The sequence below is a fragment of the Neoakkermansia glycaniphila genome, assembly GCF_001683795.1.
GTDB lineage: Bacteria > Verrucomicrobiota > Verrucomicrobiia > Verrucomicrobiales > Akkermansiaceae > Akkermansia > Akkermansia glycaniphila.
On sequence record NZ_LIGX01000011.1, the window covers coordinates 24,850 to 41,180 of the forward strand.

16 protein-coding genes are annotated in these 16,331 nt (G+C 57.5%); 14 read left to right on the forward strand and 2 right to left on the reverse strand.

The features are described from left to right. The first annotated feature begins 77 nt into the window (after positions 1 to 77). The 7 genes from AC781_RS03120 (at position 78) to AC781_RS03130 (ending at position 6,291) form a co-directional block, all read left to right on the forward strand. On the forward strand, positions 78 to 1,679 hold the full coding sequence (locus AC781_RS03120; protein ID WP_067773369.1) for a sulfatase family protein: 1,602 nt from the start codon (positions 78 to 80) through the stop codon (positions 1,677 to 1,679). Then, positions 1,672 to 2,226, forward strand: a complete 555-nt coding sequence (locus tag AC781_RS03125) for a hypothetical protein (RefSeq protein WP_067773372.1) — start codon at positions 1,672 to 1,674, stop codon at positions 2,224 to 2,226. The genes AC781_RS03120 and AC781_RS03125 overlap by 8 nt, the downstream gene beginning before the upstream one ends. Positions 2,227 to 2,385: 159 nt before the next feature. Then, positions 2,386 to 2,514, forward strand: coding sequence for a hypothetical protein (locus tag AC781_RS14335; protein WP_281241779.1), 129 nt, complete (start codon positions 2,386 to 2,388; stop codon positions 2,512 to 2,514). Positions 2,515 to 2,728: 214 nt separating this feature from the next. Continuing rightward, positions 2,729 to 2,854 carry a hypothetical protein gene (locus AC781_RS14340; RefSeq protein ID WP_281241780.1) on the forward strand — a complete coding sequence of 42 codons (126 nt, stop codon included), beginning with the start codon at positions 2,729 to 2,731 and terminating at the stop codon, positions 2,852 to 2,854. A gap of 322 nt (positions 2,855 to 3,176) precedes the next feature. Next, on the forward strand, positions 3,177 to 3,302 hold the full coding sequence (locus AC781_RS14345; protein ID WP_281241781.1) for a hypothetical protein: 126 nt from the start codon (positions 3,177 to 3,179) through the stop codon (positions 3,300 to 3,302). 188 nt (positions 3,303 to 3,490) lie between these two features. After that, positions 3,491 to 3,619, forward strand: a complete 129-nt coding sequence (locus tag AC781_RS14350; protein ID WP_281241782.1) for a hypothetical protein — start codon at positions 3,491 to 3,493, stop codon at positions 3,617 to 3,619. Between the two features lie 161 nt (positions 3,620 to 3,780). After that, positions 3,781 to 6,291: a M16 family metallopeptidase gene (locus tag AC781_RS03130; RefSeq protein ID WP_067773374.1), complete on the forward strand. Its 2,511-nt coding sequence runs from the start codon at positions 3,781 to 3,783 to the stop codon at positions 6,289 to 6,291. A gap of 43 nt (positions 6,292 to 6,334) precedes the next feature. Here the strand turns inward: AC781_RS03130 and AC781_RS03135 are convergent, their stop codons facing one another. Both AC781_RS03135 and AC781_RS03140 read right to left on the reverse strand, forming a co-directional pair. Further along, positions 6,335 to 8,083, reverse strand: a complete 1,749-nt coding sequence (locus AC781_RS03135; protein WP_067773377.1) for a hypothetical protein — start codon at positions 8,081 to 8,083, stop codon at positions 6,335 to 6,337. An 83-nt stretch (positions 8,084 to 8,166) separates the two neighbouring features. Next, positions 8,167 to 9,180, reverse strand: a complete 1,014-nt coding sequence (locus tag AC781_RS03140) for a tyrosine-type recombinase/integrase (RefSeq protein WP_067773381.1) — start codon at positions 9,178 to 9,180, stop codon at positions 8,167 to 8,169. A 284-nt stretch (positions 9,181 to 9,464) separates the two neighbouring features. Here AC781_RS03140 and AC781_RS03145 point away from each other — a divergent pair, with 284 nt between their 5' ends. The 7 genes from AC781_RS03145 (at position 9,465) to AC781_RS13935 (ending at position 16,323) form a co-directional block, all read left to right on the forward strand. Beyond that, complete coding sequence (locus AC781_RS03145) at positions 9,465 to 9,770, forward strand: TRL domain-containing protein (RefSeq protein ID WP_067773384.1); 306 nt, start codon at positions 9,465 to 9,467, stop codon at positions 9,768 to 9,770. 109 nt (positions 9,771 to 9,879) lie between these two features. Continuing rightward, the gene (locus AC781_RS03150) at positions 9,880 to 10,203 is read left to right on the forward strand and encodes a hypothetical protein (protein ID WP_067773387.1); all 324 of its coding nucleotides are present in this window, start codon (positions 9,880 to 9,882) and stop codon (positions 10,201 to 10,203) included. 88 nt (positions 10,204 to 10,291) lie between these two features. Further along, positions 10,292 to 10,759 carry a hypothetical protein gene (locus AC781_RS03155; protein ID WP_067773390.1) on the forward strand — a complete coding sequence of 156 codons (468 nt, stop codon included), beginning with the start codon at positions 10,292 to 10,294 and terminating at the stop codon, positions 10,757 to 10,759. 60 nt (positions 10,760 to 10,819) lie between these two features. Beyond that, positions 10,820 to 14,248: an autotransporter family protein gene (locus AC781_RS03160; RefSeq protein ID WP_067773393.1), complete on the forward strand. Its 3,429-nt coding sequence runs from the start codon at positions 10,820 to 10,822 to the stop codon at positions 14,246 to 14,248. 76 nt (positions 14,249 to 14,324) lie between these two features. Further along, positions 14,325 to 14,999, forward strand: a complete 675-nt coding sequence (locus AC781_RS03165) for a hypothetical protein (RefSeq protein WP_067773396.1) — start codon at positions 14,325 to 14,327, stop codon at positions 14,997 to 14,999. Positions 15,000 to 15,006: 7 nt separating this feature from the next. After that, complete coding sequence (locus AC781_RS03170; RefSeq protein WP_067773399.1) at positions 15,007 to 15,216, forward strand: hypothetical protein; 210 nt, start codon at positions 15,007 to 15,009, stop codon at positions 15,214 to 15,216. 18 nt (positions 15,217 to 15,234) lie between these two features. Beyond that, a complete protein-coding gene (locus tag AC781_RS13935; protein ID WP_067773402.1) occupies positions 15,235 to 16,323 on the forward strand; it encodes a GYF domain-containing protein in 1,089 nt (362 codons plus the stop codon). The last annotated feature ends 8 nt before the right edge of the window (positions 16,324 to 16,331 follow it).

Here is a 16,331-nt window from a genome sequence, read left to right on the forward strand (position 1 = left end):
CTCGGGCTACGTTCTTATAAAGAATACACATTCGGTCAGCATCCCGGCATCCCGCACGGCTTCAACCTAAAATCATCATGAACAAGCAAGCTCCCGCACACAACCGCACCCGCCCGTTCGGACAGCTCCTCGCCCTCTTCGCGGGGATCTCCGGCGCCTGCTGCGCCGAAACCGCCCCGGCCCAGCCGCTCACACCGCCCAAAGCCATCATCCTCCTCTATGCAGACGACCTCGGCTATGGCGACCTCAGCTGCTACGGCGCAGAAAAAATCAAAACCCCCGCCATCGACAAACTCGCCGACGAAGGCCTGCGCTTCACCGATGCCTACAGCTCATCCGCCGTCTGCACTCCCTCCCGCTACGCCCTCCTCACAGGCACCTACCCCTGGCGCCGCAAAGACGTCAACATCCTTCCCGGCGATGCAGCCCTGCTCATCGACCCCGCTGGCCCCACCCTGCCCAAAATGCTTCAGGCAAACGGCTACAAAACAGCCGTCATCGGCAAATGGCACCTTGGCCTCGGCAACGGCAAGGTAGACTGGAACAAACCCATCAGCCCGGGGCCGAAAGAATGCGGCTTCGATGAAAGCTTCATCTTCGCTGCCACGGCCGACCGCGTCCCCTGCGTCTACGTCCAGAACGGAACCGTCCGCAACCTCGACCCGAAAGACCCCATCCAGGTATCCTACCAGCACAACTTCCCGGGCCTGCCCTCCGGCAAAAACAACCCCGAACTCCTCCGCGTCAAATCCAGCCACGGGCACAACAATGCCGTCATCAACGGCATCGGCCGAATCGGCTTCATGAAAGGTGGCAAAGCTGCACTCTGGGACGACCAGAACATCGCCGACGACATCACCGAACATGCCGTCGACTACATCAAACGGCAGGCTGCCGCCAAACAGCCCTTCTTCCTCTACTTCGCCACCAACGACATCCATGTCCCGCGCGACCCGCATAAACGCTACCTCGGCAAAAGCCAGTGCGGCATCCGTGGAGATGCTGCCGTCCAAATGGACGACTGCGTACGCCGCATCATGAAAGCCCTTGACGAAACAGGCCTCACCGAAGACAGCCTCGTCATCTTCTCCAGCGACAACGGCCCCGTCATGGACGACGGCTACGCCGACCGCGCCAATGAAGACGCCAACGGCCACAAACCCGCAGGGCCACTCTCCGGCGGCAAATACAGCATCCTCGAAGGCGGCTCGCGCATCCCCTTCATCGTCCACTGGCCCAAAGCTGTCCGCCCCGGTGAAAGCACAGCCGTCCTCTGCCAGATGGACCTGATGGCCACCCTCGGCCAGCTCTTCCCCGGAGAACAGGAACATCCCGCCGACAGCCAGAAACTCCTCCCCGCCCTGCTCGGAAAAACCTCTCAGGGACGCTCCGAACACATCCTCAACAGCATGGGACAAAACCTCGCCTTCCGTAGCGGAGACTGGAAATACGTCCCGCCCGGCGCGCCGATTCGCCGCGGACTCAACGGCCTTTCTCCCAGTGACAAGGCTCCGGCCACAGGCGCACTCTACAACCTGAAAAACGACCCGCAGGAGCGCAACAACGTCGCCGAAGCCCATAAGGACCTTTGCGAACAATTCCGCGCACGCCTCACCGAACTCCGGCAGGCGCCGGAAAACAGACTCTCCCGCACCGAACTCTTCCCCATCGATGACTGAAGACACCGAGCGGCTCCCCGCCACATGCTCCTATTGCGGATACCGGTACACCTACCCCGCACACATCGAGGAAAAAGCCGTCATGCGCTGCCCGCAATGCCGGGAATACATCCATGTTCGCACGGGTGCGCCGCTCGGCCAGGGCAGCGAACCGCCGGCACACACATCCGCCCCGGCAGCTGAGCAGCCGCCAACCGCGTCGACCGCCGCTCCAGCGGCGGACACCGGCATGCCCCTCCTTCCGCCCCGGCACCATGCAACCGGCGCACTGGAACGCAACGAACCGCCAGAAGAACGGACTCGCCAACATCCTCCTGCACCGCAGTCTTCGGGAACGCTCCTCCTCGTACTGGCAGGGCTCCTCCTGCCGGCCATCTGGATATTCATCTCGCCAGACGACCGGGAAACCTACGTCTACGACGCCAAGGACGGAAGCTTCGCCATCTGCTGGCCCTACATCCGCTGGAGCATCGCAGCACTGCTGTGCCTCCCGTGCATCCTTGCCGCCATCATTCTTCGCGCCATAAAAAACGCAGGAACGCGGTAACGTGAAAACGCACATTATCAGCGCATCTCACCTTCAAATTTTCTATCTTCTAGATAATTTGGGCTTGCAATCGGACACGCAGCATGTATAGTGAATCAGACATCTGCTCACTGCGTGGGCAGGATAACCAATCAAAACAACAACAACAATCATCATCATATGAAGACCATCTCCATGCTCGCTCTCGCCAGCGTCGCTTTCGTGTTCGCTTCCTGCCAGCAGCAGCAACAGCAGCAGCAGCCTGTCGAACAGACTCCTCAGGTTCAGATCCAGAAGGACAAGAAGTAAGTGATCCGGGAGGCATGACCCTCCCGTCACAACCATTTCAAACGCGTTCGCGATCACTCGTGGACGCGTTTTGCTTATCGGCAAAGGCAAAAATGCAGCGCAGCCTCAATTTAGACTTGCAAACGCACGCCCATATCCTATATTGCCTGTGTCTTCCTCTCTTCGGAAGAAGATTGGACAACAACATCAAACCAAAAACAACAATCATCATCATATGAAGACCATCTCCATGCTTACGCTCGCCAGCGTTGCTTTCGTGTTCGCTTCCTGCCAACAGCAGCAGCAAGTCAAGCCGGTCGAACAGCCCCCCGTTGTTACGATCCAGAAGGACAAGAAGTAAGTGATCCGGGAGGCATGACCCTCCCGTCACAACCATTTCAAACGCGTTCACGATCACTCGTGGACGCGTTTTGCATATGGTAAAAGCCTAAAAATCGCCACAGGGACCTCCGCCTCCTTTCTCGATTATTCAGCTGCAACGCTGGCAGCACCTTCCCGGAAACACATTTTGTGTACTTCTCTGCACGTAACAGCGCACAAAATGAAAAAAACGCCCGAATCCCCTCACTTTGAGCTTGCAAACAGACAAAAGAACACTATATTTCCTGTGACCTCAGCCCCTGCGGACTTGAGGGTAACCCAACAACAAGAAAAACAAAGATATGAAAACTATCTCCATGATCGCTCTCGCCAGCGTCGCCTTCGTATTCGCTTCCTGCCAGCAGAAGCAGCCGGATCCCGTCGTCGATCAAGGCAATCAGGTAATCACCAAGGGCTGCAAAAAGTAAGCCCTCTCGATAGCAAATACGATCTTTCGAGTACGTACAACGCGTTCATGACATGCATGAACGCGTTTTTTGTCTTCAGTGCCGGGCAAACCATACGGTTTGCACTTGCCAACAAACGGCAACGAATGCTAATCTAGCCTCAGCCTACCCATCCACGGGCCAGGAAAACCATAAAACACAAAAACACGATGAAAACCATCTCCATGCTCGCCCTCACAGGTGCCGCCATGCTCCTTGCCTCCTGCTGCTGCCAGCAGCAACAGCCCACTCCGACGGAAACCGTACCGTCCGTCGTCGTTCCTGCGGCCAAAAAGTAACCCTGCGGCAGGCACAGCCTGAACCGTTTTCGAACAACCACGCGTCCATGCCTGCATGGACGCGTTTTTCATACCCTGCCAGCCCTGCAGCAGACAGATAAAACAACACAGCACGGACTTGGCGCTTGCCAGCCGAGCACCGCGCGTACTACAATCCTCCCATGCAAATACCTACCCGCGCCCACACCTGCGGCAACGGCCTCTCCGTCCTCCTTCGCCCCTGCGCCGCGCACCCCGTCGTCTCCCTCCAGATATGGGTACGCACAGGCTCCATGCAGGAAGGCAGCCACCTGGGCAGCGGACTCTCCCACCTGCTGGAACACATGGTCTTCAAAGGCACACGGAACCACACCGGGCAGCAACTCGCGGAACAGGTACAGGCACTGGGCGGCCACTGGAACGCATACACCTCCACCGACCGCACCGTCTACCACATCGACGGCCCGGCCGAAGCATGGGAAACCTTCCTCGAACTCCTCGCCGAACTCGTCTACCACCCCACCTTCCCCGCCGAAGAATTCGACAAGGAAAAAGAAGTCATCCGCCGGGAAATGGCCATGTACCAGGACGACCCCGGAGACCTCGCGTACCGCACCCTCATCGGCACCCTTTACAAACGCAGCCCGCGAAAACTCCCCGTCCTCGGCGAACGGGAAGCCTTCGACCGCCTCACCCGGCAGGACATGCTCGACTACCACGCCGCGCGCTACACCCCGAACAACACCTTCATCACCATCGCGGGAGACATCGACCCGGAAGCGGCCATCCGAAAAATAACCGCTCTCACCCGGCACCTCTCCCCCGCCGACCCTGCTTTCCTCCCCCCTGTCCCCGAACCGCGCCAATGGGGTTGCCGCACCGAACGCCGGGAATACGCCCAGCCCACAAGCACCCTCATGCTTGCATGGCGCATACCCGACGCCCAATCTCCCGAAGCAGCCCCCCTCGCCATCCTCTCCCACATCCTCGGCACGGGCCGCACCGCCCTACTCTACCGCAACCTGCATGATCGGCAAGGCATCGCCTACGACATCAGCACCACCATCATCCCCGGGAAGGGTGAAGAAGGAGCCTTCGTCATCGAAGCCGACGTCGACCGGCAGCAGAGGGACACCCTGCGCGGCCTCATCCTCCAAGAAATCGCCGCCATCACCGAAACCGACCTCCGCGAAGGCATCGCCCGCGCCGTCAAACAAATCCAATCGGCACGCCTCCAGCAAATCTCCACCGCCAACGGCCTCGCCAGCGAAACCGCCCTCTCGTGGTTCCACACGGGCAACACAGGCCTCATGCAGGAATGGCATGAAGCCCTCGCCCGCGTCACCGCCGAAAACCTGCAAACCCTCATCCGCACCTACTTCGGCACCGAACGCCTCACTGAAATCAGCATCGACCCCACCGGCACAAACCCTCCGTCAACCGCTGCCGAAGAAACAGCCGCCCGGCCACAGCTCCACACACACACACTGCCCAATGGACTGCGCATCATCCTTCGTCCGGACATGCGCCTCCCTCTCGTCCACGCCTGCATCGCCTTCGGCGCAGGATCTCCGACGGAAACGGAACAAACCGCCGGCATCAACACCCTCCTCGGAGAATGCCTCCTCAAAGGCACCAAAAGCCGCAACTCGGAAGAAATCGCCGCCGCCCTCGAAAACCTCGGCGGCTCCATCAACACATCCACCGGCAACAACACGCTCACCGTCAGCACCCGTTGCCTCAGCGACGACATCGGCACCGCCATCGACCTCATGGCCGATATCTGCATCCGCCCCACCTTCCCCGCAGATGCCCTCGAAAACGAACGCGAAGCCATGATCGCCGACGCCCGCGACATCCTCGAAGACCCTCCCTCCCTCGCCTTCCAGAACCTGCGCCGCCAGTGCTACGGCACCGCCAGCTACGGCAACCCCACCGGAGGCACCCCCGAAAGCCTCTCCGGCATCACCCGCCAGCACATCATCGACCAGCATGCTCGCATCATCTGCGCTGAAAATGCCGTCCTCTGCATCACCGGAGACATCGACCCGGAACTCATCCTCACTCACATCCGCGAACACCTCTCCGGCATGCCTGCAGGCAGCCGCCCCTCGACCACGCCCACGCCGCCACAAACCGCAGGGGATACGGCCTTCGTACTCGACAAAGAACAGGCCGTCCTTGCCGTCGCCCTGCCCGGAGCTCCCGTCACCTCGCCGGACTTCGCCCTTGCCTCCCTCCTCAACGAATGGTGCCAGGACATGGCAGGCCCCGTCTTCACCGAAATCCGCGAACGCCTCGGCCTCGCCTACTACGCCTCATCCACCCAATTCTGCGGCATAGACGCCGGAAACATCGTCTACTACCTCGGCACCTCCCCCGAACAACTGCCCGCCGCCCGCAAAGCCCTCGAACAACTCCTCGACCGCATCGCGCAAACCGGCATCACCCCCGAAGAACTCGAACGCACCCGCGCCACAGCCCTCTCGGCCCTCCTCATTGCCCGGCAATCCAACAAACGCATCTGCTCCAGCATCGCCGTAGACACCCTCCTCGGACTCCCCTCCGACTACTTCGAACAACACGCCGAACGCATCCGGCACATCGGCCACGCAGACATGCAAACCTACATCCGCCGCACCCTCTCGCCGCAAACCGCCCGCACATGGGTCACCGTCGCCCCCGCGCCATAACCCGGCGCGACGGCAAAACAGGCATGGACACACCGCACCTGCCTCAAAACGCGGCGGCCCGCCTGAACTTCCAGAAAGCGAAACCGCCCACCGACTGCATACGCACCGCCTCCAAACGGCAACCGCAGGCATCCTCGGCCAACTTCAAAACAAACCGGGGCAACCCTCCCTCTTCATCTTGCGCCACCAGCCAAACATCATCCCTCACCAAAGCGGCGAAAGGATGCTCCAACCCTCTCCGCTGCAACTCGGCCCGGTAAACAGGTGAATAAAACATCCACCCGTCCCCGACGGGAAACATATTGGTCGACTTCAAAAACTCCCTCGAAAAACCGGTCACACCTTCCGGCAGCAGCCCCGTCCCACCCGGCTGGCAAAGCAGCAAAAAAAGCTCATCCGGATGCGACTGGCAAAAAACGAAAGCCGGAACACGCTCCTGCCCGCTGAAAGCCTTGCGAAACACCCAACCGTAATTCCGGCATAAAAACACCACACAGCCCGCACACGCGAAACCTGCCGCCACCTGAACCCACCTCCGGCGGCCTGCAGCACAAGCACAGGCCGGCATCCACGCCATCACCGCCAGCCCCGCCACAGCCACGGCAGGATTCAGCACCCGCGGCACGCAACGATCCAAAAAAACCAGCACGGCCACATACCCTGCAAAACCACCGAGAACAGGCACCAGAGGCCATACCCCTCTCCTCGACGAACAGAACACCAGCAGCAACGACAAACAGCCCAACGGCACCCAGAACGCAACCTTCTCCCCGCTATCCACCATCCGCAAAATTCTGGAACCGTCAAAAGGAGGAAAACCAAGCCTGCCCAACTGCTCCACCCCCCACAACCCGGCCGCCCCCGATTGGTGAACCTCCCTCACCTTCGACATCAAAACCGCATCGTCCATCCTTGGCACATACACGAACGACTTGAACGCCTCCAGCTCGAACCCCCGGATCCCCAGCGCAGCATAGGCATCCGACTTATCCTTGCCGGAACAATCCGGATAATCCTGCACCGCCACCCGATCCCATTGCAAACGTACAGCCTCCTCCCACTCCGGACATCCGGCATACGCCTCCTCCTGCACCCACTTCAACCCCAGGCATGCCAGAACGAAAACGACCGCTACCGCCCAAAACCGCACCTGCGCCGCACGAGACGCCCTCTTCAGCCACAGCGCGCCGGCAAACCCGGCACAGAAAAACCATCCCACCCAGCTCACATCCCAGCGCAGGCAAACTCCAACCAGCCACAGACCAAACGCATACAACACCCTCCGACCAAAAACACCCCTGCTCCCCTCAACGGCTGAAAACAACAGCCAAACGGCACCCAGCACACAAAAAATACCGATCTGCGTATACTGGATATAAGACAAACACTCGAACGCATAATAAGCGCAAAAAATCAAAACCATCAATCTGGACCACAAAAAAAACCTTCCTCCATCATGCCGCCGTGCAAATGCACCCTCCAGAGCGCAACCCGTCACACACCAAAAAGCCGCAAAACCCGCGCCCACCAGCAGCACCAGATACCAGCTCACCGACGGCACTGCATCGGAAAACCATCCCAACACCGATGCCAGACAAACATTCGTATAAAAGGAAAACATCCCTCCATCCGCCAGCAGAAACTGAATCTGGCAATCGTCGTTATGCAAAAACGGCGGAACCGCCACCCTGGACACAACGGCGCAAACTGCACACAGCACGAAAGCGCTCAACCATGGCTTCTTCCCGACGAACCCAACCAGCATCTCCAGCACATGCAGCAACCGAACCATCTCCCCGATCCTACCCACTGCCACACAAAGAGTCAACACCGGATCTCAACAAACGGGCATCCCGCCACGGAAGCGCCCCCCCTTCACATACACTCGAAAAACCGGCGGCACTCCTCCCGCCTCAGCCGCAAAACATTCACATACCGCGTCCTCAACAACTCCACGGAACGATGCCCCATCTCAAGCTGCAACATCGGCAAATCGGCAAAACACAACACATGATAACTCGCAAACGTATGGCGAAGCACATCCTGCTGCCACTGCTCAAACCCCGCTGCTGCCCGTAAAGACCTCCAGCGCCTGCTCCAACCGGACAAACTCCATGCGCAAGGCATCCCATGCTTTTGCAGCCAACGCTGCAGAGCAGGACGAATCGGCACCTGCCTGCCGCCGCCTGTCTTGGAATGCCTCGGCTTCACATACACGAACCCGCGCCTCAGATCGACATCCTCCGCCTGCAGCCGCCGAACCTCGTTCGGGCGAATTCCGGCCCAAAGCATCAACCCCAGAGCCGGAGCAATCGCCCGAAATTCCGCGCGCCCAGCCACATCCAGAAGCCGCCTGATCTCCGCCATCGACAAAGGCCTGATCTCACCCTCCCGCACCACCGGAACCTCGATACGCAGAACGGGATTCTCCTCGCACCACTCCTGCCGCACCCCGTAGGCAAACACACTGCTGAGAAAAGCGCGCCCCTTCCTGTACTGCGCAGGCGTATGAAACGTGCGTGTCAGAATACCCCGGCATTCACGCGTACTCATCGCCCGCAAAGGACGCCCGGCCGCTTCCGGAACCGATCGTAAAATCCTGCGGGCAAAATACCGCAAATCGGAACGAGTGGCAAACCTCCGATGCAAACGGGCAGAAATACTCAGCTCCATCACCTCGGACAAAGAACGTGTCGCATGGCGCACCCTGTGCGCCTCCGCACCCAGCTCCACCATCTCCTTCATCCGCAGAAAACAGGCATCAGCGGAACGGCGCACATTCTCGGGCACATGGTCGTACAAATCCAACACAAGCCGCACGGCATCGCACCACCGCATTCCGGACGACTCCACAAACCGTTGAGCCAATTGATAGTCTGAAATCATCATTGTATTTGTAATACTGTGTCAACAAAAAGAAAGAAAAAAGATGCAGTATCTGCCTAAAATGAACAAATGGGAAAATGATAGCATCTCCATGGCAAACCGCCGGAAAACGCATCAAGGAAAAACAGCCTTCATACCTCAAAACAAATGCCTCACCGTAAACGGAATAAAAGGCAGACAACCATCCGGCGGCCACAGTATTACAAATACAGTATCTATTGTGTCGTAATCCACCAAAACAAACTTTGGTGGCATCATCGAAAACCGAATAACCAATAGATACCAACATGAAAAACACCGTTTGCCTCATTGCTGCGGCCTCATTCCTCTGCAGCTGCGGAGGAATCACCGAACGCCCCATCGGCGTCATCTACACCAACGCCGCCGACCCCATCGCCGCCACGGCTTCCGGGGGCAGCCGCACAGGCACAGCCGAAGCCACCTCTTACCTCGGCCTCGTCGCAGTGGGAGATTCTTCCATTGAAGCCGCCAAAAAGAATGGCGGCATCACCTCCGTCTCCAGCGTAGATACGCACCGGAAAAACATCCTCGGCGTCGTAACCACCTACACGACCACCGTTAAGGGCAACTGATTTCGTTGTGGGAATCCCGTCCGCGGAAGCTGATCCATCCACTTCTGCGGGCGGGATCATATCTCCCATCTTCCCGCATTCATCCACCACCTCTCCATACAACACCGTCATGACACACTATTCCGTCTTCTCCGCGGCCACAGTCGCCTTAATCGCCTGCTGCCTCTCATCCTGCTCCGACAACTCGCCAAACGGACTAGCCAAACAGCTCCTTTCCACCATCAAAAACGTCTCCGACAAAAAAAGCGCCGACGTAGCCGCCCCTAAAATCAAAGAACTGATCTCCAAACTCAAGGAAGCCGCCGGACCGGACAAACCATGGAAAGAACTCCTCGATCCCGACGTCGCCAAAGAACTGGACATGCAATTCGCACGCATGATGTTCACCAACGCCTTCGGCTCTCAGGCGTTTTGGGAATCGGTACGCTTCTGAACATTCAACAGGCATGACAAGCCTTCGACAATAAACACTTCCGTCTCCATAACGGCATCCACAACACTGACAACCAAGAAACACCAAAATGAAAAAAACCACGCACCTCCTCGTACTGGCCGCCTGCGGCACCTTGTCCAACTGCAACACCATCCTCCCTGCCCCAGCCACTTCTGGAGGAAACGGCCCTGTACAGGCGCCCGCCTCCTTGGCCGGAGCCACCATCTCCATACAAGGGGGTGACACAATCCGCATGAAAACCGCGACCTCCGGCACCGTCAACTCTGTCGCAACCGATAGTATTACCTACCGACCACGCGGGAAAAAGGCGAATTTTGAATATTCGTATACGATTGACAACGGACGCAAAATAAATACATATACTCTTTCCGGCGACGAAAATTACGCAGACTCGACCAAACCTGCCACCATCACCTTTACCAGCCGCCAAGGAAAAACATACAAGGGATATTTGAACGGATACGTCATCGACGGCGGATGGCAGACAACGGAAAGCGTCTATCGGAATACGCCTGTCACCATTACCCTGAAATAACCACTTCGTTCCATCCCAACCTATCACCTCATACCAATTTTATATCCCTCCGCTCACATTATGAAAATCCATTTACCTCTTCCTCTTCGCGCACTCATTGTACCCATCGGCATTTCAGCATGCCTTCAAACCAATCGTGTATACGCTGCTGCTCAACCTCCCAGCGATGTACCTCTCGTCGGATTCAAAAATCCGGCATCCTATCCCGTCCTTACCAGCCTGGTGTTTACCTCCTACGGCTCCGGTACAGAATCTCCCGCCGCGACGAGAATCTCCTTGTCCGGTACATCTTTCTTTCTTGCTGCGGGCATTGAGGACAAAGGTTTATTCGATGTCATCTTCCGTCCGGCGTATTCAGCCACCTACAGCGGACAGGCAATTCAGTTGGATAACGGATCCAGCCTGATGATTGAAAATTTAAATACACTCGGATTTTATGCCCATAACCACCGCCAGCCATACAATACGAGCGGTAGCGCAATCAAGGCGACTGATAGTTCCGTGATGTTGCGCCTCAACACCAGCGTTATTTTCGATAACAATCATGCCCCCAACGGAGCAGGCGGTGCCATTGCGGCATGGGACAGCCCCGTCACACTCTCACTCAACGGTAGAGTGATCTTCTCGAATAACTCATGCGGAAACACCTCCGGTGGCGCCATTTACCATCATTCCATCGACAATGCCAACAATGACAGCAGCCCACTGAGCGTCAGCCAAAATGCCTATGTCGAATTTTCATCCAACACCGCCAGTAACGGTGGAGCCATTCAGATGTACGACTGCAATTTACGAATCACCGACAACGGCATTCTGGCATTTCTTTCGAATGAAGCCACTCAAGGAAGCGGCGGGGCCATCAACTCATCCGGAAAAACGATCATCATATTTGACAATAAAGACATCACCTTCAGCGCCAACAAATCGACGAGCGACGGAGGAGCCATCTCCGGCACGCTGGCCTTGAATCAGAACGACGATGTGAAATTTTCAAAGAACTTCACCAAATCCACAGGAGGTGCCATTTACGCCTCTCCTTCTTCATTGAGCTCCATTCTTGAAAACGGCAAACTCGTCTTTGAAGAAAACGCCAGCACGGAATCGGGAGGAGCCATTCGATGTTCGAATATCGACATCAACCACAATGGCACCATCCTATGGCAGAAAAATACCTCAGGCAAAAATGGAGGAGCCATTGCCACCTCGGCACCATATGCAGCTACCCTGAACCTGAATCATAACGAAAGAATCGAATTCACGAAAAATACAGCAGTGGAATCCGGAGGCGCCATCCATTCATTCCGTAGCGACGTTAACCTTTCGGACAACGGATTCTGTTCATTCCTCGGAAATACATCAGGCAAAAATGGAGGAGCGATCTTCCTTGATAACTCGGGATATCATCACGAAGCACAAATCCGCAACAACAACTCGATCATTTTCGATTCCAACACGGCACAGGTCGACGGAGGCGCGATCCGTCTGTCCGGCAGCACACTCATGATTAAGGGGAATAATTCGGTTATATTCTCAAACAACAGCGCCGGCAATCTGGGTGGAGCGATCAACTTCAACTTCGATCTATCCATCATCGACAACAAGAGTACTGTCTTCCGTGGAAACTATGTAAAAACTCCGGACGGTGCAGCTTTAAATGCCATCTATCAAGCATCTCCATATACTTTAGGCGAACTCGAACTTGCTGCCAACGACGGACAGAACATCACTTTTTATGACCCCATCACACTGGACTCGGAAGCCCCCGTCATCCTGAACGCTTACATTCCCGAAGGAGCCGACACACCAACAGTCGCTACCGGAACCATCGTCCTTTCCGGCGAACATACTGCTGTCGATCTGGAGGCCATTCTGGCAAGGGAAAGTCTGAATCCTGATGCTGCAACACGGGAACGACTACTCGCCCAGTCACGCCTGACATCCGTCAAAGGAGAAACGACCCTCTACGGAGGAACCTTCCTCGTCAAGGAAAACGCCGTCTACCAGGGCAGCAACTACCAGACTGAAGCCGGAAGCATCACCCATCTCCGCAACGGCGGCCTGATGAACTTCCAGCAAAAAGCCGTCTTTGCTCCGGGTTCCACCCTCATCGTATCCGGCGATCGCCCGGTCGGCCTGAGCGCTGCCAGCGTCTCCATGCAAGGAGCCACCCTCGAATTCCGCCTCTCAGGAACCGGATCGGCGCCCCTACTCACGCTCACCGGAAACGCCGACCTCAGCGGAGCAACCTTCAACCTCCTGGCGGACAACGGCCACACAACCCTCTCCAGCGGCACATACACCCTCCTGCAAATCAACGGCGACCTATCGCAAACCTCGTCCATCTCCCTGAACCTCGTCGGCATCACAGCAGACAAATCGGAACTCGCCTACAACCCGGAAACGAAAACGTGGACATGGACCTCCGAAAACATTACCGTCGAAAAACCGGCCGACCCCGATGAACCCGGCATCGCCGGAGACCCCGAAGAAACGCCCGGCACGCCGGACACCCCGGGCGACCCCGGACACCCGCAAAACGCCGACATCCCCGCCGGACTGGCCGACGCCTCCATCAACACCCTCTGGGCATCGACCCAAAATCTGGACAGCTTCTCCGGAATACTGCGGAACCACTCCACCCGGATCAGCCTCGATACCACAGGACGCAGCGCCGTCTGGTTCGACACCATCGGCAACTTCTACCGCCAAAGCTCGAACGGCACCCACGCCGGATACGACTACTCCGCATGGGGGGCAGCGCTGGGCGGCGAATATCAAGTAGAACCCCATCTCCAGATCGGCGCAGGGCTGGGCCACACCTTCGGCAAAAACACCACCAAACTCGGTTATGGCCGCATTGATCAGGACACGCTGCTCGGCGGGGCCTATGCCAACATCAGGCTCATGCAACAGCAGCAGCACAGCCTCTGGCTGTCCACGACCGGAGCATTCGGAATCGCCCGCAACCATGGCACCATCGCCAGCTCGGACCTGCCCGGCATCGGCATCCGCGGCTCATGGGATGAAACGGTCTGGCAGCTCGACATGCGCCTCGCATGGTCGTATGCCGTCACCCAATCCACGGCAGTATATGCCTTCGCCGGAATCCAATATGCCACAGGCAAGCAAGACGCATTCACCCTCCCCGGTGAAAACGGCGACTACCGATTCACGGGCAACAGCCTGAACCGCACCCGCATCCCGATCGGCATCGGCATCCGCCACAACCTGGCGGCATGGTCCTTCATGGCCGATGCCTCCGTCATCCCTGACATAGCAAGAACCAACCCCGCCGCACGCATACAGGATGCCCAAGGCAACCGCGCCACTGTCCGAGGAGTAGACCCCGGCCGTTGCGCCTTCGAATTCAACCTCGGCGCAGCCTACAGCCTGACGGACAACTGGAGCCTCACCGCGGGATACGGCATCACCACCACCGGCGACACCGTCCAGCAAAACGCCCGCATCGGCACATCCTACGCCTTCTGAGCCCCCCTCCTCGCGGCAGAATGGAAAAACCGGCCCTCCATTCTGCCGCATGGCCCACCTCCATCGAAACATCCACATGAAAACGAACATCATCGCCCATCTCATCCTCGCAACAAGCCTCCCCCTCGTCAACTCCTGCGCCTTTCTGGAAAACTACCAGGGCACCGAAGCCGATAAAACCGTAGCCCAGGGAAAAACGATCGGCGCCGCCGGAGGCACACTGGCCGGAGCCACAGCAGGCTACGGCATCGCCCGGCTGGCAGGAGCCGACAACAAAACGGCTGGGTTGATCGCCGCCGGCGCCGGATTGATCACTGGCCTCATCGGCTACAAAATCGGCGAAAACTGGGGGAAATCCAAAGTCCGGGAACGCGCCGCCTACGAATCCCACGCCGCCTATCTGGAAGCCAACATCGAACAAAGCCGTAAACGCATCACGCAGCTCAACCGAGGCAACACCGCCCTCGCCAAAGACATCTCCGGAATGAAACAGCAAAAAGCAGCCCTGAAAAAAGCCGGAACCACCGAATCCATCGCTGCCCACAACAAAACCATCAACGAAGGACTGCAACGCATCGACCAAAACATCAACGTCCTCGACACCGACATCCGCATCGCTCGCGAAGCCACCCAAAACACGGCCAAAAGTGAAGAACTGGCTCAGCTCCGGGGCGAAATCGCACGCATGCAGGCCGGCCGGAAAACATACGCCTCGCAACGCTCCCAGCTCGCATCCCTGCAAATCAAATAACATTGCCATGAACGGAACCCTCCTCATCCTGACAGGCATCCTGTGCCTCACCTCCTGCGCACGTACGGACGGCATATTCTGGACACCGGACGAAACCCAAAACCGCATCAGCGCCATGCAGCAGCTCCACACACGACAACAGCAGCAAGAACGAACACTGGAAACAAGGCAGCAAAAACTGAAACAAACCCAGGCAAAAACACGCCAAACATACTGACCACACACCTGCACCGCAATGAACACTCAAGCCATCTATTGCTACCGCAACGAACAGGAAGAAAACATCGGCCCCATGACCATTGACGACCTGCGCTCCCACCTGCAACAAGGCACAATCGGGAAAGACACCTACGCCATCTCCATCATCGACAAACAATGGACGACCGTCGGGCAAATTCTGAAAAACCATAAAACCCATACACCGAAGCTGCCATCCGCCATCGACTCCGAACAACGCGGCATCCTCGCCATGGATCATAAAATCTCCCAACTGCTCACCACCATCATCACCTTCGGGAAACTCAACCCCGACAACACGGCAACCCTGCGCGGCCGCATGAACCAGATCGGCGCCCTCCAGGTCATGCTCACCCTGATCGGCACGCCCGTCCTTTGCCTCGCCCTAGGCCTCACCGTCTCCCGCGACTGGGGATGGATCATGGTCTTCCCCGGCATCATCTTGGGCTTCCTCCTCCAGTACATCAGCTACCTCTTCACAACCACCAACGCCAAACTACTGACATCGGGCCGCATCACATTCGTCAGCATGCTCATCCCCAGACTTATCGGCACACTGGCCCTCATCGCCCAGCTCTACTACATCGTCTGCCTCTTCATCCAAAGCAGGCAAATCCCGGGCAACATCGCCGCAATTGCCGTATGCGGAGTCGTGGCATGGCTATGCTTCCGGGCGGACCGCTACCTCGTCACCATTGCAAAACAAGACATCCAGCCGGGGAGGGAATGCATCTCCATCGCCCGCTTCTGCCTGCGCGTCACCTGCATCGTCGCGCACATCTGCATGCCCGTCATCCTCGCCAGCCAAATCTTCACCAAACTCATCCAAGCCATCTCCGGCCCATCATGGGGCAGCTTGCTGGATGCAGGATATCGAACCATCTCCACCTTCAACATCGAAAAAATCATCGACTCCGTCATAGCCTACATCATGCTTCAACTGGCAAGCAACATCGTACCTCTGATCCTCCCTCTGGTCATCTATCTCGTCTTCTGTGCATCCTCCCTTGTATTCGACATAGTCGACAACCTCCTGCAAAACAAAAAAACGCAACCCGACGCCACCAACTCACCGGACAACACCTAATCACCTAC

Excerpts from the sequence above, each read along its gene's own strand:
- AC781_RS03125 (WP_067773372.1), top strand. The coding sequence starts at position 1,672 with ATGACTGAAGACACCGAGCGGCTCCCCGCCACATGCTCCTATTGCGGA.
- AC781_RS03130 (WP_067773374.1), top strand. The coding sequence starts at position 3,781 with ATGCAAATACCTACCCGCGCCCACACCTGCGGCAACGGCCTCTCCGTC.
- AC781_RS03135 (WP_067773377.1), bottom strand. The coding sequence starts at position 8,083 with ATGGTTCGGTTGCTGCATGTGCTGGAGATGCTGGTTGGGTTCGTCGGG.
- AC781_RS14340 (WP_281241780.1), top strand. The coding sequence starts at position 2,729 with ATGAAGACCATCTCCATGCTTACGCTCGCCAGCGTTGCTTTCGTGTTC.
- AC781_RS03150 (WP_067773387.1), top strand. The coding sequence starts at position 9,880 with ATGACACACTATTCCGTCTTCTCCGCGGCCACAGTCGCCTTAATCGCC.
- AC781_RS03155 (WP_067773390.1), top strand. The coding sequence starts at position 10,292 with ATGAAAAAAACCACGCACCTCCTCGTACTGGCCGCCTGCGGCACCTTG.
- AC781_RS13935 (WP_067773402.1), top strand. The coding sequence starts at position 15,235 with ATGAACACTCAAGCCATCTATTGCTACCGCAACGAACAGGAAGAAAAC.
- AC781_RS03160 (WP_067773393.1), top strand. The coding sequence starts at position 10,820 with ATGAAAATCCATTTACCTCTTCCTCTTCGCGCACTCATTGTACCCATC.
- AC781_RS03170 (WP_067773399.1), top strand. The coding sequence starts at position 15,007 with ATGAACGGAACCCTCCTCATCCTGACAGGCATCCTGTGCCTCACCTCC.
- AC781_RS03145 (WP_067773384.1), top strand. The coding sequence starts at position 9,465 with ATGAAAAACACCGTTTGCCTCATTGCTGCGGCCTCATTCCTCTGCAGC.
- AC781_RS03165 (WP_067773396.1), top strand. The coding sequence starts at position 14,325 with ATGAAAACGAACATCATCGCCCATCTCATCCTCGCAACAAGCCTCCCC.
- AC781_RS03140 (WP_067773381.1), bottom strand. The coding sequence starts at position 9,180 with ATGATGATTTCAGACTATCAATTGGCTCAACGGTTTGTGGAGTCGTCC.
- AC781_RS14335 (WP_281241779.1), top strand. The coding sequence starts at position 2,386 with ATGAAGACCATCTCCATGCTCGCTCTCGCCAGCGTCGCTTTCGTGTTC.
- AC781_RS14350 (WP_281241782.1), top strand. The coding sequence starts at position 3,491 with ATGAAAACCATCTCCATGCTCGCCCTCACAGGTGCCGCCATGCTCCTT.
- AC781_RS14345 (WP_281241781.1), top strand. The coding sequence starts at position 3,177 with ATGAAAACTATCTCCATGATCGCTCTCGCCAGCGTCGCCTTCGTATTC.
- AC781_RS03120 (WP_067773369.1), top strand. The coding sequence starts at position 78 with ATGAACAAGCAAGCTCCCGCACACAACCGCACCCGCCCGTTCGGACAG.